Genomic DNA, 20,896 nt, shown 5'->3' on the forward strand with positions numbered 1-20,896 from the left:
TGGAGCGCCCCATGACCGCCAGCGCAGAGAAGTTCACCCGCCAAACCCTGCTCGATGTTCAGCCATTGACGCCCGGCCTGTTTACGTTGCGTACCACGCGAGATCCTGGCTTTCGTTTCCGTGCCGGGCAATTTGCCCGTTTGGGGGTCACCAAACTCGATGGCAGCACGGTCTGGCGCGCCTATTCCATGGTCTCTTCACCCCATGACGAGTTTCTTGAGTTCTTTTCCATCGTCGTACCGGGTGGCGAATTTACCAGCGAGCTGAGTCGTCTGGAGGTGGGCGATACCTTGATGGTCGACCGTCAGGCCTTCGGCTTTTTGACCCTTGATCGCTTTGTCGATGGGCGAGATATCTGGTTGTTGTCCACAGGTACCGGTATCGCACCGTTTCTGTCGATCCTGCAGGACTTCGAGGTCTGGGAGAAATTCGAGCGCATCATTCTGGTGTATAGCGTGCGCGAAGCGCGGGAGCTGGCTTATCAGGCGCTGATTGCCGAGTTGGCAGCGCGCGACTATCTGGCGGAGCACCACCATAAACTGCAATTTATCGCCACTGTTACCCGTGAGCAGCATCCGCAAGCGTTGAACGGGCGAATCACCCAATTGCTCAAAAATGGGGCGCTAGAGCGGGCGGCTGGGGTCGCCATGACGGCCGAGCATTCGCGGGTAATGCTCTGCGGCAACCCGCAGATGATCGATGACACGCGCAATCTGCTGAAAGAGCGCAACCTGCAACTGAGCCTGAGTCGTCGACCTGGCCAGGTGGCCGTCGAGAACTACTGGTAATGAAAAAACGGCGCCGGTGATGGTGCCGTTTTTTATCGCGGTACAGTCTTCAGGACTTGTTGTTCTGCGCTTTGAGCAGGTCGCGAATCTCGCTCAGCAGCTCTTCTTCTTTGGTCGGAACCGGCGGCAGGCTTGGCGCCACGGCCTCTTCACGCTTCAGGCGGTTGATGGCTTTCACGCCCATGAAGATCGCGAACGCGACGATCAGGAAGTCGATAATGCTCTGGATGAATTTGCCGTAGGCCAGCACCACGGCCGGCACAGTGCCCTGCGCCGCTTTCAGCGTGACCGCCAGGTCCGCGAAGTCCACCCCACCGATCAGCAGGCCGATTGGCGGCATGACGACGTCACCGACAAACGACGAAACGATCTTGCCGAATGCAGCGCCGATGATAATACCGACGGCCATGTCGACCACATTACCTTTGACCGCGAAGGCCTTGAACTCACTTAGCACGCTCATAGGTTATTCCTTGTTACTGATGAGGTTGGTGAACGCAGTGTAAATCAGCAGCGCCGGTCTTGCTTGACACAACTATTATTTACAGCTTTCGCTGCTATCGACTCGTGTCGCGGCGAATAGTATTACAAAGTGCCATCATTTTTCGAGATGAATCTTGTACGTGTGGGCTTTGGTTTTTTAATTCTTGTACAGGTTTATTGTGTTGAGGATGGGTGTTTGCAGTATTCGGTTTCAGACTGTTTGGCGAAAAGTTGGACAAATACTGCTCAACGTAACCTTAGAAAAGGTTCATCCGTATTGTTGAATAAATAGCCATGGCGCTGAGTGCTACTGTCAGTAAAGTTTAACTATCGCTAAAACGCCGACGGCTAACGATCAGTACATCAAAAGTTATATTGAACAACCGTCATCAGGACAGCGCGCTGAACCTCTCCGGCTACGCTATCATTGCGGTTTTTTCCAGGAGTTCAGATGGCCAAGGCAAAGCGCATGTACGGCTGCACCGAGTGCGGCTCGACCTTCCCCAAGTGGGCCGGCCAATGCGGCGAATGCGGGGCCTGGAACACCCTGACCGAAACCCTGGTGGAAAGTGGCGGTGCCGCAGCCCCCAGTGGTCGCACTGGCTGGGCCGGGCAGCAGGCGCAGATCAAGACGCTCGCCGAAGTCAGTGTCGAAGAGGTTCCACGGTTCTCCACTGCATCCGGTGAACTGGATCGCGTGCTCGGTGGCGGTCTGGTCGACGGCTCGGTGGTGCTGATCGGCGGTGATCCGGGTATCGGCAAGTCGACCATCCTTTTGCAAACCCTGTGTAACCTTGCGACCCGTATGCCGGCGCTCTACGTCACCGGCGAAGAATCCCAGCAGCAAGTGGCCATGCGCGCCCGACGTCTGGGCTTGCCGCAAGATCAACTGCGGGTCATGACCGAAACCTGTATCGAAACCATCATTGCCACGGCCCGGGTGGAAAAACCCAAGGTTATGGTGATCGACTCGATCCAGACGATTTTCACCGAACAACTGCAATCGGCGCCGGGCGGCGTGTCCCAGGTTCGCGAAAGTGCCGCGTTGCTGGTGCGTTACGCAAAGCAGAGTGGCACGGCGATTTTCCTCGTCGGCCACGTGACTAAAGAAGGTGCATTGGCCGGTCCCCGAGTGTTGGAGCACATGGTCGATACGGTGCTGTACTTCGAAGGCGAGTCTGATGGACGCTTGCGTCTGTTGCGGGCGGTGAAAAATCGATTCGGTGCGGTCAACGAGTTGGGCGTGTTCGGTATGACCGACAAGGGTTTGAAGGAAGTCTCCAACCCTTCGGCGATTTTCCTCACGCGCGCGCAGGAGGAAGTTCCGGGCAGCGTGGTGATGGCGACGTGGGAAGGCACGCGACCGATGTTGGTGGAAGTTCAGGCACTGGTGGATGACAGTCACCTGGCCAACCCGCGCCGTGTGACCCTGGGCCTGGATCAGAATCGTCTGGCCATGCTGTTGGCGGTGCTGCACCGCCACGGCGGTATACCCACTCACGACCAGGACGTGTTCCTCAATGTGGTCGGCGGGGTCAAAGTGCTGGAAACGGCGTCCGACCTGGCGTTGATGGCGGCGGTGATGTCCAGCCTGCGCAATCGGCCACTGCCCCACGATCTGCTGGTGTTCGGTGAGGTGGGTTTGTCCGGTGAAGTGCGGCCGGTGCCGAGTGGGCAGGAACGCTTGAAGGAAGCTGCCAAGCACGGTTTCAAACGCGCCATCGTGCCTAAAGGCAATGCGCCGAAGGAAGCGCCTGCCGGGTTGCGGATCATCGCGGTGACCCGACTGGAGCAAGCCCTGGACGCGCTATTTGAATAAACACATCCCTCCTACAAGAGCGATCAAATGTCGATCAATACCCCAAGCTCCCGCTCAAGCTCGGCCTGATCACCCGTATTGAGTTCGACCAGCCGTCGCAGGCTGCTGACGGACTCCAGGTCGATGTACCGACAGACGAAGCCCAACTGGCGGTTATTGTCATGGGACAGTTGCACGTCCATGCGGATCTCGGCGTCCTTGCTCAAGTGAATGTCGACCGAAAACATCTTCTCTTTGTCCCCAAGCCACGGCTCGGGACGTTCAATCAACAGACCCTTGAGTGACAGGTCGAGCAGTTTCACCGGCCAGCGATGTTCGCCTTGGCTGAGCTCGGTTTTGGCATCGAATGCTATACGTTTGAAGCGGCGGCGATTGGCAGGGTGGTCCCTCATGGCGCAATCCTCTGGGTGTTCGCTGACTATAGACCCGCCTCTGCACAGGTTGCCACTCAAGGCAGGGGTCCAGACCTATGTCGGGGTATGGTCTTTGGCGCCAGTAGCGCTAAACTCGGGGTGGCTGTCTTTTTTGTCCACTCTGGCTGGAATCAAAAATGAAAAATAATAATAGCCTGCTACGCCACTTACCTTGGCTGGTGCTGGCAGTCGTAGGCGCGTGCGCCTTGGGAGTTGTGGCCTTGCGCCGCGGCGAGGCGATCAACGCCTTGTGGATTGTGGTCGCGGCAATCGCCATTTATCTGGTCGCCTACCGTTACTACAGTCTGTTCATTGCCAATAATGTGATGCAGCTCAATCCACTGCGAGCCACCCCCGCTGTCGTCAATAACGACGGTCTGGACTACGTGCCAACCAACAAACACATCCTCTTTGGTCACCACTTCGCGGCCATCGCGGGCGCCGGGCCACTGGTCGGCCCAGTATTAGCGGCGCAAATGGGTTACCTGCCCGGTACGCTCTGGCTGATCGCCGGCGTGGTGTTCGCCGGTGCCGTTCAGGACTTCATGGTCCTGTTCATGTCCACCCGCCGCAACGGTCGCTCCCTGGGCGACATGGTCCGTGAAGAAATGGGCCGCATCCCCGGGACCATCGCGCTGTTTGGCTGCTTCCTGATCATGATCATCATCCTCGCGGTGCTGGCGCTGATCGTGGTCAAAGCCCTGGCCGAAAGCCCGTGGGGCATTTTTACGGTGATGGCGACCATCCCGATTGCGATGTTCATGGGCATTTACATGCGCTACATCCGCCCGGGCCGCATCGGTGAAATCTCCATCGTCGGTGTGCTGCTGTTGCTCGGTTCGATCTGGCTCGGTGGGCAGATTGCCGCTGATCCGGTCTGGGCCAAGGCGTTCAGCTTCAGCGGGATCCAGATCACCTGGATGCTGATCGGCTACGGTTTCGTTGCCGCAGTACTGCCGGTCTGGCTGATCCTGGCGCCACGTGACTACCTGTCGACCTTCCTCAAGATCGGTACCATCGTTGCTTTGGCGATCGGCATCCTGATCACCATGCCCGAGTTGAAAATGCCGGCACTGACCCAGTTCATCGATGGCACCGGGCCGGTGTGGAAGGGCGGGCTGTTCCCGTTCCTGTTCATCACCATTGCCTGCGGTGCGGTCTCCGGTTTCCACGCGCTGATCGCTTCGGGGACCACGCCCAAGCTGTTGGCCAGCGAAAGTCATGCCCGTTACATCGGTTATGGCGGCATGCTGATGGAATCCTTCGTGGCCATCATGGCGATGGTTGCCGCTTCGGTGATCGAACCGGGTGTCTACTTCGCCATGAACAGCCCGGCGGCAATCGTCGGCGGTGATGTGATGCAAGTCGCGCAAACCGTCAGCAGCTGGGGCTTTGCGATCACACCGGAAGCCCTGCAAGCGGTGGCCAAAGACATCGGTGAAACCACCGTCCTGGCGCGTGCCGGCGGTGCGCCGACCTTGGCGGTCGGTATCGCGCAGATCCTGCACAGTGTTCTGCCGGGTGAAAACACCATGGCGTTCTGGTACCACTTCGCGATCCTGTTCGAAGCGCTGTTCATCCTGACTGCGGTCGACGCCGGCACCCGTGCCGGGCGTTTCATGCTGCAGGACTTGCTCGGCTCCTTTGTGCCAGCGCTCAGACGCACGGAATCCTGGACTGCGAACCTGATCGCGACCGGTGGTTGCGTGGCGATGTGGGGTTACCTGCTGTACCAGGGCGTGATCGACCCGCTGGGTGGCATCAACACCTTGTGGCCGCTGTTCGGTATCTCCAACCAGATGCTGGCCGGTATCGCGCTGATGCTTGGCACCGTTGTGCTGATCAAAATGAAGCGCCAGCGCTACATCTGGGTGACCTTGCTGCCGGCAGCCTGGCTGCTGATCTGCACCACCACCGCAGGCTTCATCAAGCTGTTCGACGCCAACCCGGCGATCGGCTTCCTGTCGCTGGCCAAAAAATACAGCGATGCGCTGGCCAACGGTCAGATCCTCGCACCGGCCAAGGACATCACGCAGATGCAGCACGTGATCTACAACGCCTACACCAACGCAACGCTGACGGCGCTGTTCCTGTTCGTGGTGTTCAGCATCCTGTTCTATGCGCTCAAGGTCGGTATTTCCGCCTGGGGCAGCAAGGAACGCACGGATAAAGAATCGCCATTCCAGGCTATTCCGGACGCGTAATCGAGGATTGCAACTATGTTCAATGACCTGAGTCGCCTCGGTAAATACCTCGGTCAGGCCGCGCGCCTGATGGTCGGCATGCCCGACTACGACACCTATGTCGAGCATATGCAAACCCAACACCCGGACAAACCGGTGATGAGTTACGAAGCGTTCTTCCGGGAACGCCAGGAGGCTCGTTACGGTGGCAAGGGTGGACCGAAGTGCTGTTGACCCGCTGACGGCGGGTGATCAGAGGTGATGTGGGAGCGGGCTTTTTGTGGGAGCGAGCAAGCTCGCTCCCACACTGACCTGCTCCCATTTTTATTTGTGTAGTTGAAGGAGATCGAGTTTGTCCTCTCCCATCCCGGTAACAGTCCTCAGCGGCTTTCTCGGCGCCGGTAAAACCACGCTGCTGCGCCATCTGCTTAAAGCCGAGCACGGCCTGAAAATCGCCGTGATCGAAAACGAATTCAGCGACGCCGGCATCGACACCCAGCTATTGGGCGATGAGCCGGTGCAAGTCATGACGCTGTCCAACGGCTGTGTCTGCTGCACCATTCACACCGATCTGACCAAGGCCCTGTACCTGTTGCTGGAACGCCTGGACAGCGGCGAAATCGCCTTCGACCGTCTGGTGATCGAATGCACCGGCCTGGCCGATCCGGCGCCGGTGGCGCAGACCTTCTTCATCGATGAAGAGTTGCGCGAGCGCTACATCCTCGACGGCATCATCACCCTTGTCGATGCGGCTCACGCCGAGCAGCACCTGACCCAGACCATCGCTCAGGCGCAGATCGGTTTTGCCGATCGCTTGCTGGTGAGCAAGAGCGATCTGGTCGACGAGGCGACGTTTAACGCTCTGAGCGAACGTCTGACCCGGATCAATCGTCGCGCGCCGATCCGCGTGGTGGAGCACGGCAAGATTGATCTGGCCGAACTGCTCGACGTGCGCGGTTTCAACCTCAACGCCGACCTCGGCGGCGGTGTAAGCCTGCGCCCGGTGAGCAAGGCGCCTTCCATCGACCGCATCTCCAGCCTGGTGCTGCGTACCGACAAAGCGCTGGATATCGACAAGCTCAGCGAGTTCATGAACGAACTGCTGGAAGATCATGGCAAGCAACTGCTGCGTTACAAAGGCGTGTTGAGCATCGACGGTGAACCTCGGCGCATGGTGTTTCAGGGGGTGCTGAAGTTGTATGGCTTCGACTGGGACACTGAGTGGGCCGAGGATGAAGGGCGGGAAAGTGTAATCGTGTTTATTGCCGATGATCTGCCGGAAGAGAAGATTCGCGCTGGGTTTGCGCGGGTGGCTGCGGAGTAAGGTCGGGTATTTTTAGCGTGTTTGAGGCCGCTATCGCGAGCAAGCTCGCTCCCACACTAGATCACCTGTGAACACAATATTTGTGAACACCACCAATCCAATGTGGGAGCGGGCGTGCTCGCGAAGGCGATCTAACCGGCAACACAATTTCGATTCGATCCCGATTCCGGGCTCAGCAGCTTCTTCTCAAGATGATCCAGATGCTCAGTCATCAACCCCTCGGCCGCCCTGGCATCCCCTCGTTCCACCGCCTCGACAATCGCGGCATGCTCCTGCCACGCACAATGACTGCTCGACTGTTCTTCATAGCGGGCGATCGCCAGCGAAGTCAGCGGCACCAGGCTGCCGAGGAACTGCGCCAGCGGCGCGTTGCCCGCGACTTGCGCCAGTTGCAGGTGGAACTCACCCGACAGACGGATGGCCGGCCCGCGTTGGTTTTGCTCGATGCAGCGGCGTTCGCGTTCGATCAATTCGCGTAACTGCGGTAGCTGCCGGGAAGTCGGTTGCTGGCAAGCCAGTCGCACCAGAGTGGTTTCAGTCAGCCTGCGGGCGTGGAGTATCTGGCGGGTTTGTTCGGCATCGGGGGCTGCGACTTGTGGGCGATGATTGGGCCGCAGGATGACCACTTGCTGATGGGACAATCTCGCCAATACCTGGCGGATGATACTGCGGCTGACACCGAATGCCTGGCCGAGGCTTTCTTCGGTGAAGCGGCTGGCGGGGGCGATGCGTTGTTCGAGAATGGCGTCGAAAATCTGTGGATAGATGTCGTCGACGCAACGCTTCTTTTCGCTCTGGCGGCGCAAGGGCAGGGCGGCAGTAATCGAGAAAACGGGATTCTTCAAGGCGTAGGAACTCATGGCCTGTCTCCAGTCCGGTTGCCGATAGGGGGTTCTACAAACAGTTATTTGCCAGACTGTCGTCCGGGATATTCAGCTCAATGCCCATGCGTTGCCCTTCCTGGATAATGTGCCGACGCATTTCGGCGCTGGCCAGGGCGCTGTTTTTGTTACGGATCGCGCGGACCACGGCTTCGTTCTCTTCCAGGCGCTCGGCCAAATGTTCCGGCGAATTGCGCAGCACCTCGGCGCTCTGTTTGAGCGCATTGCTGGTTTGCTGCACGACGTTCTGGAAGATCGGGTTCGAGGTCAGGGTGAACAGCTCTTCGTGGAACGCGATGTACGCGTTCATCCCGGCTTCGCTGTCGTTGGCTTCGAGGGCTTCGCGCATGTCCATCAGCGTCAGGCGCAGTTGGCCGATTTCCTTGCTGCTGATGGATTGGGCAACCAGCCCGACAATGAACGGTTCAAGGGTGTAACGCAGTTGCAGCACATCCTCGAGACTGGCGCCGGCCACGCCACTGTCAGTGGTTGGCGCGTCATTCAGGTTGGCTTCCAGCACCACCACGCCTTTGCCGGGCATGGAGCGCACCAGGCCGAGGGTCTCCAGCACGATCACCGCTTCACGCAGACTAGGCCGGCTGATGCCCAGTTGTTCAGCCAGTTCGCGTTGCCCCGGCAACATGTCGCCGGAGCGCCACTGTCCGCGCGCCAACGCGGCGCGGAGCTTTTCAACCACTGAATTTACAACTGTCGACGAGGTGATCACTGTTCGCTCCATGAGAGACGGCAAAGCGTTGATTGTTGGGCCTGCCAGTGACAGGCACAAGGCTCGGTCAAAATTCTTGCTGATGCGCCGGCGGCGCTGATTTACGTGACTGGAAGGTGTAACCCTGCTCGCCGGCCAGTACCTTGTTGGCACGCTGGACATCGATGTCTTTTTCCCAGCGGGCGATGGCCACGGTGGCGACACAGTTACCGATCAGGTTGGTCAGTGCCCGACCGATGCCCATGAACCAGTCCACCGCCAATACCAGCACCAGGCCCACCACCGGAATCGCCGGAATCGCGGTCAGGGTTGCCGCCAGAATCACCAGTGCCGAGCCAGGAATACCGTGGGCACCTTTGGAGGTGATCAGCGAGACCAGCAGGATCGTCAGCAAATCGGTCATGGCCAGCGGCGTACCGGTGGCATTGGCGATGAACACGATGGCCAGCGTCAGGTAGATCGAAAAACCATCGAGGTTGAATGAGTATCCGGTGGGAATCACCAGGCCCACTGTCGAACTGCCGATGCCCAGGTGCTCAAGTTTGCGCATGATTTGCGGCAGCACAGCGTCTGAGGAGGCGGTGCCCAGAACGATCAGCAATTCTTCGCGCAGGTACTTGAGAAATGGCAGCAGCCGCAGGCCGGAAAGACGCATCACCAGGCCGAGGATCAGCGATACGAAGGCCGCACAGGTCAGGTAGAACAGGCCGATCAGGCTGCCCAGGTGTTGCAGGGAGTCCAGGCCATATTTGCTGGTGGTGAAGGCAATCGCACCAAACACACCAATCGGTGCCAGACGCACGATCATGCCCATGATGCGGAAGATCACGTGGCTGAGTTCGTTGATCAGTCGCGAGATTCCCGAAGCCGCCTCACCCACCAGGTTCAGCGCGCTGCCGAACAACACCGAGAACAGCAGCACTTGCAGGATGTTGTTGTCGGCAAAGGCGCCAATCACCGAGGTCGGGATCAGTTCCATCAGGAACTGCGTGGTGGTGTGCATCTGTTTGCCGCGTTGGGCGATGTCGCCCATGTCGGCGGTGGAAAGTTGATCCAGATGAATATTCGCACCACTGCCGATGCCGGTGCTGAACGCGAACACCAGACCGATCACCAAGGCGATGGTGGTCAGCACTTCGAAGTAAATCACTGATTTGAGGCCGATGCGCCCGACCTTTTTCAGATCGCCAGCGCCGGAAATGCCGCTGACTACCACGCAGAACACGATCAGGCCGATGAGCATTTTGATCAGTTTGATGAAGCCGTCGCCGAGGGGTTTTAGCTGGGCGGAGTATTCGGGAAGGGTCAGTCCACAGACGATGCCAAGCACCAGTCCAAGGACAACTTGAAGGAAGATTGAGCGCGAGCACCATCTGAGCATGGGAGGAGTCCTGGTGAGTGTCCTGGTTGCCGTGCGCGAGGCGCATCAGATTCAGGACTTAATTATTGTGGTCTTACCGGTATGTCCAGTGCAGGCGCAGTTTAGGCGCTGTTTTCAGAGAGCTGCAAGCAAAAAATGACGAATTGGCTTTACCGGTCTTACCAGTTGAGGGCAAGGCCCGAGCTTGAGCGGTTTTGCAGGCGAAAAAAAACCGGCCATCACTGGCCGGTTTCTTTGTGCTGCGGTTAAGCGGGCTGATTAAGCGCCGTATACCGGCAGCTTCTTGCAGATGGCCTTGACCTTCTCGCGAACGGCGTCGATGACGGCGTCATCGTTCAGGTCAGCCAGGATGTCGCAGATCCAGCCGGCCAGCTCTTTGCACTCAGCCTCTTTGAAGCCGCGAGTGGTCACAGCCGGAGTACCGAAACGCAGACCGGAGGTGACGAACGGGGAGCGTGGATCGTTCGGTACCGAGTTCTTGTTCACGGTGATGAACGCTTTGCCCAGAGCGGCGTCGGCGTCTTTACCGGAGATTTCCTGCTTGATCAGCGACAGCAGGAACAGGTGGTTTTCAGTACCACCGGAGACCACGTCGAAACCGCGCTCGATGAACACACCGGCCATGGCCTGGGCGTTCTTGACCACTTGTTGCTGGTAGGTCTTGAACTCAGGCTGCAGCGCTTCCTTGAAGCAGATCGCTTTAGCGGCGATCACGTGTTCCAGCGGGCCGCCCTGGGCGCCCGGGAATACGGCAGAGTTCAGCTTTTTCTCGATGTCGGCGTTGGCGCGAGCCAGGATCAGACCGCCACGTGGACCGCGCAGGGTCTTGTGGGTGGTGGTGGTGACCACGTCAGCGAATGGAACCGGGTTCGGGTAGACGCCAGCAGCGACCAGACCGGCCACGTGAGCCATGTCGACGAACAGGTAGGCACCGACCTTGTCAGCGATTTCACGGAAGCGCGGGAAATCCAGAATTTGCGAGTAGGCAGAGAAACCGGCCACGATCATTTTTGGCTTGTGTTCTACCGCCAGGCGCTCGACTTCGTCGTAGTCGATCAGGCCGTTGCTGTCGATGCCGTACTGCACGGCGTTGTACAGCTTGCCGGAGGAGGAAACGCTGGCGCCGTGGGTCAGGTGACCGCCGTGAGCCAGGCTCATGCCCAGAATGGTGTCGCCCGCTTGCAGCAGGGCCAGGTAAACGGCGCTGTTGGCTTGCGAACCGGCGTGTGGCTGAACGTTGGCGTAATCGGCGCCGAACAGCTCCTTGGCACGGTCGATGGCCAACTGCTCAACCACGTCGACGAACTCGCAACCACCGTAATAGCGCTTGCCTGGGTAGCCTTCGGCGTACTTGTTGGTCAGAACCGAGCCTTGAGCTTCCATCACCGCTGGGCTGGTGTAGTTTTCCGAAGCGATCAGCTCGATGTGTTCTTCCTGGCGCTGAGCTTCTTGCTCCATGGCGGCAAAAAGGTCGGCGTCGTACTTGGCAATAGTCAAATCACGGCTGAACATGGCGGTCCTCAAGGATCGGGGGGGCAGAAAAGGAAGGCATTCTAACTCAATGGGTTTTGTCTGGCATATGAAAGGACGTCATGTCGCAGACAAGTGGTGTTCATGCAGGGATCAGCGGTGATTGTGCAGACCTCATCGCGAGCAGGCTCGCACACACTGGAGTGGTTTCAACCAAAGATCTCAGGCACTCAGCAAATCCCCTGTGGGAGCGAGCTTGCTCGCGATGGCGTCATACGCCGCACCGCAAATCTCAATCGAACATGAACAACGCATCATTGCTGAATTGCGCTGCGAAGCGGTTGGCCGGCATTGGGCGCCCGAACAGATAACCCTGCACCTCGTCGCAACCGTGTTCACGCAGGAACTCAAGCTGTTCGTAGGTTTCCACGCCCTCGGCGATTACCGCCAGGTTGAGGCTGTGAGCCATGGCGATGATCGCCCGGGCAATCTGCGCGTCCTGTTCACCGGACGGCAGGCCGTCGACGAAGGTCCGGTCGATTTTCAGTACATCGATCGGGAACTGCTTGAGGTAGTTCAGCGATGAGTAGCCGGTGCCGAAGTCGTCGACTGCGATGCTCAGGCCGAGGTTTTTCAGCCCGGCGAGAATCTGCATGGCTTCACTGACTTCACGCATCAGGATACTTTCGGTCAGCTCCAGCTCCAGGCAGGCCGGTGACAGACCGGTGTCCTTGAGGATGGTGGCGATGCGCGTGCCGAGCTGGCCGTCGGAGAACTGCCGTGCCGAGATGTTCACCGAGACTTTCGGTACGCGGACTTTGTTCTGGTGCCAGCTCTTGAGCTGACGGCAAGCCTCGCTGATCACCCAGTCACCAACATCCACCACCAATCCGAGTTCTTCGAGCACCGGAATGAAGTCTCCCGGCGGCACCAGTCCGCGACGCGGGTGACGCCAGCGCAGCAGGGCTTCGGCACCGGTCAGGCGTTTGCCGTCGCCGCTGAATTGCGGCTGGTAGTACAGAACGAATTCGTTTTGCTCAAGGGCGTGGCGCAGGTCGCTTTCCAGTTCCAGACGCTCCAGGGCGCTGGCGTTCATGTCGGCCTGATAGAACTGGAAGTTGTTCTTGCCGCGCTCCTTGGCGTGGTACATCGCGGTGTCGGCGTTCTTCATCAGCTGACTCAGCTCGTTGCCGTCCTGCGGACTCAAGGCGATGCCGATACTGGCGGTGACAAAGAACTCGCGGCCTTCGAGAACGAACGGTTTCACCAGGCTGGCAAGGATTTGCTCGGCCACATGAATCGCCCGGGTCAGTGCAATCTCACGGCTGGCACGCGGTTGCAGGAGCAAGGTGAACTCGTCGCCGCCCATACGCGCCACGGTGTCGTCCTCATCGACGCAACCGAGCAGGCGGGTGGCCATTTCCTTGAGCATGCGATCGCCGGCGGCATGGCCGAGGGAGTCGTTGATCGGTTTGAAACGGTCGAGGTCGAGGAACATCAGCACGACCCACGACTTTTGCCGCTCCGCCGATTGCAGCGCCGTGTGCAGCCGGTCCTGGAACAAGGTGCGGTTGGGCAGGTGGGTCAGGGCGTCGTAGTAGGCGAGGCGGTGAATTCGCTGCTCACTGGCCTTGCGCTCGCTGATGTCACTGAAGAAGCACACGTAGCTGGCGAGGTCGCCTTCGTCATCGAGTACCGCGGTGATGCCAACCCAGGCCGGGTAATGTTCACCGTTGCGACGCTTGAGCCAGACTTCGCCTTCCCAGGTGCTGTGCTGATGCAGTTGCTTGAGCACATAACGCAGGTGAGCTTCCTGCTGATCATCGACGGTCAGCATGTTCGGCAACTGATCGAGGACCTGCGCCACTTCATAACCGCTGACGCGGCTGAACGCTTCGTTGGCCTGCACGATGTAGCCGGCCGGGTCGGTGATCAGAATCGCCGACGTCGAATGCTCGAAAACCGTGGCCGCCATGCGCAGGTCTTTCTCGGCGCGGCGCTGCTGGCTGATATCGCGACCGACCCCGAGCACGCCTTCGAACGCGCCATGTTCATCCCACACCAGCACCAGGCGCAGTTCGATCGGGATCTTGCGCCCGTCGGCCCGCAAGCAGTCGAACAGGAACAACTGGGTTTGCACCTGACTGCGCAGTTGCGCCAGCTGTTCGGGTTTATCCAGGGCTTTGCTGACCCGGTCCATCAGGCTGTAGATGCCGGTCAATTGTTGCGGGTTGGCGATGGTTGATTGCCAGCCATTCTGGAAGATCCAGTCAACGTCATAGCCAAGCGCGGCGTGTACCGAGGGGCTGACGTAATTGAGCGAGAGCTTGCTGTCAGTGGAGAAAATTACGTCGCTGATGCTTTCAGCGAGCATCCGGTAGCGTTGTTCACTGTCGCGCAAGGACTCGCTGGCTTCGATCTGATCGGTGATGTCTTTGGCCACGCCAATGATGCGGGTAACCTGGTCGTGTTTGTCCCGCGCCAGCGCCTGCTCGCGGATTTCGAAACGGCGCCATTTACCGTCGCGGTGGCGAAAGCGCAACTGGCACTGCATTAATTGGGTATAACCAGCCTGGCGCTGTTCCTGACGCGAACGGTGGTAGTGATCAGCGTCTTCGGGGTGCAACAGGATCTCCCAGAAGTACTCGCCCATTTGGTGCAGTTCGGTTTTGCTGTAACCCAGGGTCTGACCCAGGTGATGGTTGCTGAAAATCATCCGCTGACTGATCACGTCCTGCACGTAGAGGTGATCCGGGACGGTGCGCACGACATCTGACCAGAAACCTTCACGCTCCAGCAGCGACAGCTCGACAATTTTGCGGCTGGTGATGTCGGTGATGCTGAGGATCACCGCTTTGGCGTCCTGCTGTTCTTCTGGCAAACGCAACACCAGCCACAGATGTTGGTCGCGGCCCTGGGTGTCCTTGAGCTTGATTTCCAGTTCCAGCTGTTTCTGCTGATTGAGCACGGTGTCGAGCAACTGATTGCCGATGGCATTGCCATCCAGTGGCCCGCCTTCGATCAACAGCTTCCAGGCTTGTTCGCTGGACTGGACGTTGAGCAGGTGCAACGCGACCTGGTTGACTTCAGTGATGCGCAACTCTTGCAGCAACTGCTGGCGTTGTTCGGCGTTCTCCAGCCACCGCCGCAATTGCTCGCTGGTTTGCAGTTGCGCCTTGTCAAAGCAGGCTTTGAGCCCGGACAGATCAAGTACGCAGAGCGCAACACCGGTGCCGTCGAAGATGTCCCGATAGCGCCGACGCCCGTCGTGCAGTTGACGCTGGCGTCGGCGCATGTTCAACAATGCGATGAGCGGTAGCAGCGAGAGGGCTAACCCCAGCAGGCATTTACCGATAAACGCCGGCAACAGTTGCTCGATCACCCGTTGCCGGTCAAACAACCCGCGTAACTGCCAGTCGCTGCTACTGAGTGGAACCACCAGCACGCTGTTGGCCAGCTCATCGGCGTTTACCACCCCTGGTTTGCTCGATGGCAATCCGTCGTCGCGGCTGATGATCTGTTGATTGATGCGGTTTTCCACCACCCACAGTGGACGGACTCCCACGTCACTCTGTTGGGTCAGGGAAGAGAAAAATGTCGGTCGCAGGCGCAAGACCCAGTAGCCGCGAGTGCTGCCGCTGGCCTGGTGCAGCAATAGATGCACCGCCGAGCCGTCGTTGGCATTGCTGAAGTAATGCGCCTGGGCGTGACTGCGCCGGGACAGATCGCTCAGGTAATCGGCATCCTGGCTGTCGCTGGCGCTATCACTGAGGATTTTCCCCGAGGGGCTGAGCAGTGCCAGGCTGAGCACATCAGGCAAGGACTGCTGCAATTTGCGCAGCAACGCCTGTTGCTGATCAGCGGTTTGCGGTTGTTCGACGATCGGTAGCAGATTCAGCGCGATCTGAGCGTTGAGCGCCATGTTCAGGCTGACTTGCGCGGCCAGATCAGCGGTGTAGTCGATGGTGTATTGGCGCTGGCTTTTCTGGGTTTCGCTCAGTTGGTCGAGCAACTGCCAGAACAGCAATCCGAGCAACAGCAGGGCAAGCGTCGCCAACGCACCTTTCAAGGTGCCGCGCAGGGGCGATCCGGTCGCAGGGTGCAGTGCGCTCACGGACGAAGGCTGAGTGACATTGGGCAAACTGTGATCCTGCGGTTTGGCTGGATTGGCGCGACGTGCACTATAAGCCGGACGCCCGGAGGGCGGCTAGCATGCCTTGAGTTGTGGCAAAGTGCCAGCCCCTCTCAACTGGACTGCCTTTCATCATTAAGGTAGCTTTGCCGGTTACGCGGGAGCGTTCCAGCTCTTAGACTCAGGCTTTATTCCGCGCGCACGTATTGATAACAATCAATCGCTGGCGGCGCGTATGGCCTGGCCCGGGCTTCGCCCGTGCTTATATTCATCAGTCACTGACCCTAGGTTCTCCATGGCTCAATACGTCTTCACCATGCATCGGCTGGGCAAAGTTGTTCCGCCGAAGCGGGAAATCCTGAAAAACATTTCTCTGTCTTTCTTCCCTGGCGCCAAGATCGGCGTACTCGGCCTCAACGGTTCGGGTAAATCCACACTGTTGAAAATCATGGCTGGCGTCGACACCGAGTTCGACGGCGAAGCCCGTCCGATGCCGGAACTGAACATCGGCTATCTGCCGCAAGAGCCGCTGCTGGATCCGACCAAGACCGTGCGTGAAGTGGTCGAGGAAGCGGTCAGCGTGATCAAGGACGCCCAGGCGCGTCTGGATCAGGTCTACGCCGAGTACGCTGACCCGGATGCCGACTTCGACAAACTGGCCGCTGAACAGGCCAAACTCGAAGCCATCCTGCAGGCGGGCGATGGTCACAACCTGGATCGCCAACTGGAAGTCGCCGCCGATGCACTGCGTCTGCCGGCCTGGGACGCCAAGGTCGAATTCCTGTCGGGTGGTGAGAAACGTCGTGTGGCCCTGTGCCGTCTGCTGCTGTCCGCACCGGACATGCTGCTGCTCGACGAACCGACCAACCACCTGGATGCTGACTCCGTGGCCTGGCTGGAGCATTTCCTCCACGATTTCCCGGGTACCGTGGTTGCGATCACGCACGACCGTTACTTCCTGGACAACGTCGCTGGCTGGATCCTGGAACTCGACCGCGGCGCCGGTATTCCGTACGAGGGCAACTATTCGGGTTGGCTGGAAGCCAAGTCCGATCGTCTGGCCGCTGAATCCAAGCAGCAGTCGGCTCACGAAAAAGCCATGAAGGAAGAACTGGAGTGGGTGCGCAAAGGCGCCAAGGCTCGTCAGTCGAAATCCAAGGCTCGTCTGCAACGCTTCGAAGAAATGCAATCGCAGGAATTTCAGAAGCGCAGCGAAACCAACGAGATCTACATCCCGGCCGGTCCACGCCTAGGCGACAAGGTCATCGAATTCAAGAACGTCAGCAAGGGCTATGGCGATCGCGTACTGATCGACAACCTGTCGTTCTCCATGCCTAAAGGCGCCATCGTCGGCGTGATCGGTGGTAACGGTGCGGGTAAATCCACCCTGTTCCGTATGCTGATGGGCAAGGAAACACCGGATTCGGGCAGCATCGAAGTCGGTGAAACCGTGCAACTGGCCTGCGTCGACCAGAGCCGCGAAGACCTGGACGGCAGCAAGACCGTGTTCCAGCAGATCTCCGACGGTTCCGACCAGATCCGCATCGGCAACTACGAGATCCCGTCGCGCACGTATGTCGGCCGTTTCAACTTCAAGGGGGGCGATCAGCAGAAGTTCGTCAAGGACCTGTCCGGTGGTGAGCGTGGTCGCTTGCACCTGGCACTGACCCTGAAAGAGGGCGGCAACGTCCTGCTGCTCGACGAACCGTCCAACGACCTCGACGTTGAAACCCTGCGTTCCCTGGAAGAAGCTCTGCTGGACTTCCCGGGCGCCGCCATTGTGATCTCTCACGATCGGTGGTTCCTTGACCGCGTCGCGACTCACATCCTGGCGTACGAAGACGACTCGCAAGCCGTGTTCTTCGAAGGCAACTACACCGAGTACGAAGCCGACCGCAAGAAGCGTCTCGGCGATGCCGCTTCCCAGCCGCACCGGGTGCGTTACAAGAAACTGGCCTGATCAGGCTGGTTGCATGAGAAACGGAGCCTTCGGGCTCCGTTTTTTTTTGCGTGATCGTTCCCAGGCTCAGGGTGTGGTTTTACCCGGTTCGATGCGGATGATTTCGATCAGCTGATCACCGGCGGGGCGCTTCCAGAGCACTTCATCGTTTAGCTGTGCGCCGAGCAGCGCCCGCCCCAACGGTGAGCTCCAGTTGATCAGGCCTTTGGCGGCAGCGGCCTGATCTTCGCCGACCAGTTGCACGCGTCGTTCGGTGCCCAGCTCATCGGCGTAGGTCACCCAACTGCCAATCTGAACCTTCTTGGTTGAGGTGGCCGGCGTCACCACTTGAGCGCTTTGCAGGCGTTGAGTGAAGTAACGCAGATCGCGCTCGAGATCGGCCCGCCACTGTGGGTCAGCCTCCTCGCGGGCCGATTGTTCGCCGTGCAGGGTTTGCAACTCGGCGACTTTGGCCTGCAGCAGGGCCAGACCTTCGGGCGTGACGTAGTTGGGCTGCGTGCTGACCTGGCGTTCTACCGGCTGGTCGGCTTGCGCAGCGGCGTTATCTTCATTGACGAAAGCGCGGCTCATGGCGGTTCTCCCTGAATGGGGTTCAGGCCATCGTCGCAGGCTTTGGGTTTCGGCGGTTGTCCGAAAACGACCTGTTGCGAGCGATAAGCCTAGGGGTGCCCCTGCAGCTTCAATAGTGATACCACTTCACTTCCAGCATAACTTCGTTTTCGGGTGGCGCGATGTGGCTGAACTCACGCTGGGCGCTCAGGCGCAGGCCGAGGTTGCGCGACAGTTCCCACTGCTGGTTCAGGCTCAGGCTACGCCGCACTTCGCCATTGCTGAAGTAATCGCCTTTGGTTTCCAGGCTCAGATTACCGAGCGGGTTCTTCCACAATACACCGCTGTTGAAACCGGCGGCGGGTGCGATAAAACCGGCAAAGTCGCTGTTGTGTTCGATGCGCACCGTGCCGAGGGCAAAGCCGAGCACATCGTCGCCCAATTGCCAGGTACCACCGGCACCGCCGTTGACATGGCTGACCAGGGTTTCGTCGTCATGCTTGCCCGGCACCCGTTCCAGGCCGCCGGTCACCTGCCATGACCACGGTTGCAGCAGTTCATTGCGCGGGGTCAGCGAGCGGATGGTCGCCAGGTCCAGTTGCTGCAACTGCCAGTGATTGCCTTCGTACTGGCGCAGTTTCATCTGAAGGATTTCAATCTGCGCGCCGAGGGGGAAGCCTTCAGCGTTGTCGTTGAGGTCGTGATAGGCCATGCGCAGGCCATATTCACCAAAAGCTTTGTCGCCACGGGTGCCGATGCCGGCCTGCCAGGTGCGCGATTCGTGACCGTTTTCCGGCAGGCCGGGGCGTTCGATGGACAGCTCCGGTGCCGGGTTTTGATTGATCGCCCGCAACAGTTCGAAACTGCGTTGTGCACGCTGTGGGTCGCGTTCCTGACCATTGGCGCGGTAGCGTTCAAGACGATAGGCCGCGTCGATAATCAACGCCTGACGGTCGCGTGGCAGGGCCTTGAAGGTCGGCGCCTGCAAGTGTTTCTGGTCGGCGCTGACCTTCAGCACCCATTGCTGCTCGTCGTCGGTGAGTCGTTTTGCACGGCTCAACAGTTCACGTTCGCGGGACGGGCGGTAATCGATTTTTTCCACCAGTCCAGCGTCTTTCACGGCTTTGACGGTGTCGGTGGGAATCGCGGTCAGCGGGAATTGTTCGGTGAGCCTGAGGCTCGGCCGCGCCACTTGCAGCAACTCCAGCAAGCGGTAGGAGCAGTTTTCATCGAAGAAGAAGTAATCGAACCGAATCTGCTTGAGTTCCCAGATGTGCTCGACCATGCGCTCGGTTTCTGCCTGCGTCAGGTTCAGCCGGTATTCCCACAGATCGCGGTTCTCCAGGCTGCGGTATTCCGAGAGTTTTTCCTGATAGGGCACCAGCGCGAACAATCCCGGATAGCCGCCCATCAGGCCTTTCCAGGCATACAGAATGCTGTTGTCCGAGCCTTCGATGTAGGCGCCGAAATTGATCGCGTAGCTGAGCAGGGCGGTGTGGTCGCTTTGCACGTCAACCTGATCGATGCGCAACAGGGTGTGGCCGAACATCGACGACGGACTGTTCAGGTAAGCCGCCGGAAAGATCATCACCGCGCTGTGGGGCGACACATCCTTGAACCATTGTTTGAATTCGCTGCAGTCCACGGTCGGCAAATCGTTCAGGTTCAGTTGCGCTTTCAACCAGCGGGTACGCGCCGGGTAAACACATTGCGCGTGCTGCTGGCCTTTACTGACCGGGGCATAAAGCGCTTGTACGGTGGCTGTCAGCTCCGCGTCGGGATGCTCGGCGCCATTGGTCGCCAGGAAGAACTTCTTGTCGCTGACATAGCTGCGCCAGCCGCCGAGTTTTGCGCTTTCGTAGTGGCCCAGGGAAATCCAGAACGGGTCGTTGGCCAGTTGCTGCAAACGTTGGTTGTCGATGCGAGGCGCGGCGGACAGCGGGGCGCAGACAAACAGCGCCAGACAGGCAAGGCGTTTGAGCATGGTGAGCTACTTGATTCAAAAAAAAAAGACCCAAAGAGGAGGGGGCGTTCTCAATTAGTTTCCACACCGCGGGGAAACTAATTGAGAACGCCCCCCAGGTCCAAAAAAACAAAACCCGCCTCGGTGGCGGGGCTGGTGCGATCGAGCTTAAGTCGGGGTGGCATATTTGGCCAGCCGAGCATCGCCTTTGAGCACGGCCAGGGTATTGGTGTGCACGTCGTCAGCGGTCACGTCAGCCTTGCTGAAAATCTGCTGGAAGTGCTCGTGGGTGACGGTGGCGAAATAGGCGCGGTCTTCCTGTGCGACGCCCAGTACCACGGCATAGGTGGTCAGCGCTTCGCCTTGACCCTTGGCCATGTCTTCGGACAGTTCGTTCATCATGCCGTTCATGGCAATCCAGGACTTGCCGCCATAGGTCAGTGCGGAGTTGGTTGCACAACCGTTGGTGCCGGACGTCATGCCGAAGGTGGCGTTGCCAGAGGTGCCGTTGGTGGTGGATGCCAGGACGTGCGCCGGGGTGCCACGCTGACCGTTGAACAGCATGTTGCCCCAACCGCAATCCGGCCCGCCAGGCGCCTGGGCCATGGCGTTGAGGGAGGCAACGGTGAAGAGAGTACCAAGAAGAATCCGTTTCATAGCTGTGTTCTCTTTTGTGTACGTACCATTGGACAGGGGGCTGGCGCCACTCTGACGCCAGTGGGCCGGTGATTTGCCCAGCCGTGCGGGTTGGAGTTTAGGCACGATCCTGCGGTTCCGTGATTTTTTGCAAAACATTCCCCGATACTATTGATTCACACCCGGC

Annotated in this window: 16 protein-coding genes; 6 read left to right on the plus strand and 10 right to left on the minus strand. The window is 59.0% G+C overall.

What is annotated here, in order from left to right; all coding sequences use genetic code 11:
• Window positions 1–11: 11 nt before the first annotated feature.
• Window positions 12–788 carry a ferredoxin--NADP reductase gene (locus tag AC1RPZ_RS19895; RefSeq protein ID WP_493138688.1) on the plus strand — a complete coding sequence of 259 codons (777 nt, stop codon included), beginning with the start codon at window positions 12–14 and terminating at the stop codon, window positions 786–788.
• A gap of 49 nt (window positions 789–837) precedes the next feature.
• Here the strand turns inward: AC1RPZ_RS19895 and mscL are convergent, their stop codons facing one another.
• Entirely contained in the window at window positions 838–1,251 is a 414-nt protein-coding gene (gene mscL, locus AC1RPZ_RS19900) for a large-conductance mechanosensitive channel protein MscL (protein WP_493138690.1), read from the minus strand.
• Between the two features lie 471 nt (window positions 1,252–1,722).
• Between mscL and radA the strand changes: the two genes are divergently transcribed.
• Window positions 1,723–3,090 (plus strand): DNA repair protein RadA, encoded by a 1,368-nt coding sequence (gene radA, locus AC1RPZ_RS19905; RefSeq protein WP_493138692.1) that lies wholly within the window; start codon window positions 1,723–1,725, stop codon window positions 3,088–3,090.
• Between the two features lie 23 nt (window positions 3,091–3,113).
• On the opposite strand, the gene AC1RPZ_RS19910 is transcribed toward radA, so the two are convergent.
• Window positions 3,114–3,482 (minus strand): PilZ domain-containing protein, encoded by a 369-nt coding sequence (locus tag AC1RPZ_RS19910; RefSeq protein ID WP_493138694.1) that lies wholly within the window; start codon window positions 3,480–3,482, stop codon window positions 3,114–3,116.
• A 158-nt stretch (window positions 3,483–3,640) separates the two neighbouring features.
• On the opposite strand from AC1RPZ_RS19910, the gene AC1RPZ_RS19915 reads away from it, so the two are divergent.
• The 3 genes from AC1RPZ_RS19915 (at window position 3,641) to yjiA (ending at window position 7,010) form a co-directional block, all read left to right on the plus strand.
• Entirely contained in the window at window positions 3,641–5,707 is a 2,067-nt protein-coding gene (locus AC1RPZ_RS19915; RefSeq protein WP_493138696.1) for a carbon starvation CstA family protein, read from the plus strand.
• A 15-nt stretch (window positions 5,708–5,722) separates the two neighbouring features.
• Window positions 5,723–5,920, plus strand: a complete 198-nt coding sequence (locus AC1RPZ_RS19920; RefSeq protein ID WP_493138698.1) for a YbdD/YjiX family protein — start codon at window positions 5,723–5,725, stop codon at window positions 5,918–5,920.
• Between the two features lie 118 nt (window positions 5,921–6,038).
• The gene (gene yjiA, locus AC1RPZ_RS19925; RefSeq protein ID WP_493138700.1) at window positions 6,039–7,010 is read left to right on the plus strand and encodes a GTPase; all 972 of its coding nucleotides are present in this window, start codon (window positions 6,039–6,041) and stop codon (window positions 7,008–7,010) included.
• Window positions 7,011–7,141: 131 nt separating this feature from the next.
• On the opposite strand, the gene AC1RPZ_RS19930 is transcribed toward yjiA, so the two are convergent.
• The 5 genes from AC1RPZ_RS19930 to AC1RPZ_RS19950 form a co-directional block, all read right to left on the minus strand.
• Complete coding sequence (locus tag AC1RPZ_RS19930) at window positions 7,142–7,870, minus strand: GntR family transcriptional regulator (protein ID WP_493138701.1); 729 nt, start codon at window positions 7,868–7,870, stop codon at window positions 7,142–7,144.
• Between the two features lie 34 nt (window positions 7,871–7,904).
• The gene (locus tag AC1RPZ_RS19935) at window positions 7,905–8,618 is read right to left on the minus strand and encodes a FadR/GntR family transcriptional regulator (RefSeq protein WP_493138703.1); all 714 of its coding nucleotides are present in this window, start codon (window positions 8,616–8,618) and stop codon (window positions 7,905–7,907) included.
• A gap of 67 nt (window positions 8,619–8,685) precedes the next feature.
• On the minus strand, window positions 8,686–9,999 hold the full coding sequence (locus AC1RPZ_RS19940; RefSeq protein ID WP_493138704.1) for a C4-dicarboxylate transporter DctA: 1,314 nt from the start codon (window positions 9,997–9,999) through the stop codon (window positions 8,686–8,688).
• A 258-nt stretch (window positions 10,000–10,257) separates the two neighbouring features.
• On the minus strand, window positions 10,258–11,511 hold the full coding sequence (gene glyA / locus AC1RPZ_RS19945; RefSeq protein WP_493138706.1) for a serine hydroxymethyltransferase: 1,254 nt from the start codon (window positions 11,509–11,511) through the stop codon (window positions 10,258–10,260).
• A gap of 250 nt (window positions 11,512–11,761) precedes the next feature.
• Window positions 11,762–15,610: a bifunctional diguanylate cyclase/phosphodiesterase gene (locus AC1RPZ_RS19950; protein WP_493138708.1), complete on the minus strand. Its 3,849-nt coding sequence runs from the start codon at window positions 15,608–15,610 to the stop codon at window positions 11,762–11,764.
• Between the two features lie 286 nt (window positions 15,611–15,896).
• Here AC1RPZ_RS19950 and ettA point away from each other — a divergent pair, with 286 nt between their 5' ends.
• Window positions 15,897–17,561, plus strand: coding sequence for an energy-dependent translational throttle protein EttA (gene ettA, locus AC1RPZ_RS19955; protein WP_493138710.1), 1,665 nt, complete (start codon window positions 15,897–15,899; stop codon window positions 17,559–17,561).
• A gap of 66 nt (window positions 17,562–17,627) precedes the next feature.
• Here the strand turns inward: ettA and AC1RPZ_RS19960 are convergent, their stop codons facing one another.
• The 3 genes from AC1RPZ_RS19960 to AC1RPZ_RS19970 form a co-directional block, all read right to left on the minus strand.
• On the minus strand, window positions 17,628–18,131 hold the full coding sequence (locus tag AC1RPZ_RS19960) for a GreA/GreB family elongation factor (protein ID WP_493138713.1): 504 nt from the start codon (window positions 18,129–18,131) through the stop codon (window positions 17,628–17,630).
• 109 nt (window positions 18,132–18,240) lie between these two features.
• A complete protein-coding gene (locus AC1RPZ_RS19965; RefSeq protein ID WP_493138715.1) occupies window positions 18,241–20,094 on the minus strand; it encodes an Lnb N-terminal periplasmic domain-containing protein in 1,854 nt (617 codons plus the stop codon).
• A 147-nt stretch (window positions 20,095–20,241) separates the two neighbouring features.
• Entirely contained in the window at window positions 20,242–20,730 is a 489-nt protein-coding gene (locus tag AC1RPZ_RS19970) for a DUF3015 domain-containing protein (protein WP_493138716.1), read from the minus strand.
• Window positions 20,731–20,896: the final 166 nt, after the last annotated feature.

This window comes from Pseudomonas sp. GW822-FHT02D10 (assembly GCF_058802345.1).

Excerpts from the sequence above, each read along its gene's own strand:
- AC1RPZ_RS19895 (WP_493138688.1), top strand. The coding sequence starts at position 12 with ATGACCGCCAGCGCAGAGAAGTTCACCCGCCAAACCCTGCTCGATGTT.
- mscL (WP_493138690.1), bottom strand. The coding sequence starts at position 1,251 with ATGAGCGTGCTAAGTGAGTTCAAGGCCTTCGCGGTCAAAGGTAATGTG.
- radA (WP_493138692.1), top strand. The coding sequence starts at position 1,723 with ATGGCCAAGGCAAAGCGCATGTACGGCTGCACCGAGTGCGGCTCGACC.
- AC1RPZ_RS19910 (WP_493138694.1), bottom strand. The coding sequence starts at position 3,482 with ATGAGGGACCACCCTGCCAATCGCCGCCGCTTCAAACGTATAGCATTC.
- AC1RPZ_RS19915 (WP_493138696.1), top strand. The coding sequence starts at position 3,641 with ATGAAAAATAATAATAGCCTGCTACGCCACTTACCTTGGCTGGTGCTG.
- AC1RPZ_RS19920 (WP_493138698.1), top strand. The coding sequence starts at position 5,723 with ATGTTCAATGACCTGAGTCGCCTCGGTAAATACCTCGGTCAGGCCGCG.
- AC1RPZ_RS19930 (WP_493138701.1), bottom strand. The coding sequence starts at position 7,870 with ATGAGTTCCTACGCCTTGAAGAATCCCGTTTTCTCGATTACTGCCGCC.
- AC1RPZ_RS19940 (WP_493138704.1), bottom strand. The coding sequence starts at position 9,999 with ATGCTCAGATGGTGCTCGCGCTCAATCTTCCTTCAAGTTGTCCTTGGA.
- glyA (WP_493138706.1), bottom strand. The coding sequence starts at position 11,511 with ATGTTCAGCCGTGATTTGACTATTGCCAAGTACGACGCCGACCTTTTT.
- ettA (WP_493138710.1), top strand. The coding sequence starts at position 15,897 with ATGGCTCAATACGTCTTCACCATGCATCGGCTGGGCAAAGTTGTTCCG.
- AC1RPZ_RS19960 (WP_493138713.1), bottom strand. The coding sequence starts at position 18,131 with ATGAGCCGCGCTTTCGTCAATGAAGATAACGCCGCTGCGCAAGCCGAC.
- AC1RPZ_RS19965 (WP_493138715.1), bottom strand. The coding sequence starts at position 20,094 with ATGCTCAAACGCCTTGCCTGTCTGGCGCTGTTTGTCTGCGCCCCGCTG.
- AC1RPZ_RS19970 (WP_493138716.1), bottom strand. The coding sequence starts at position 20,730 with ATGAAACGGATTCTTCTTGGTACTCTCTTCACCGTTGCCTCCCTCAAC.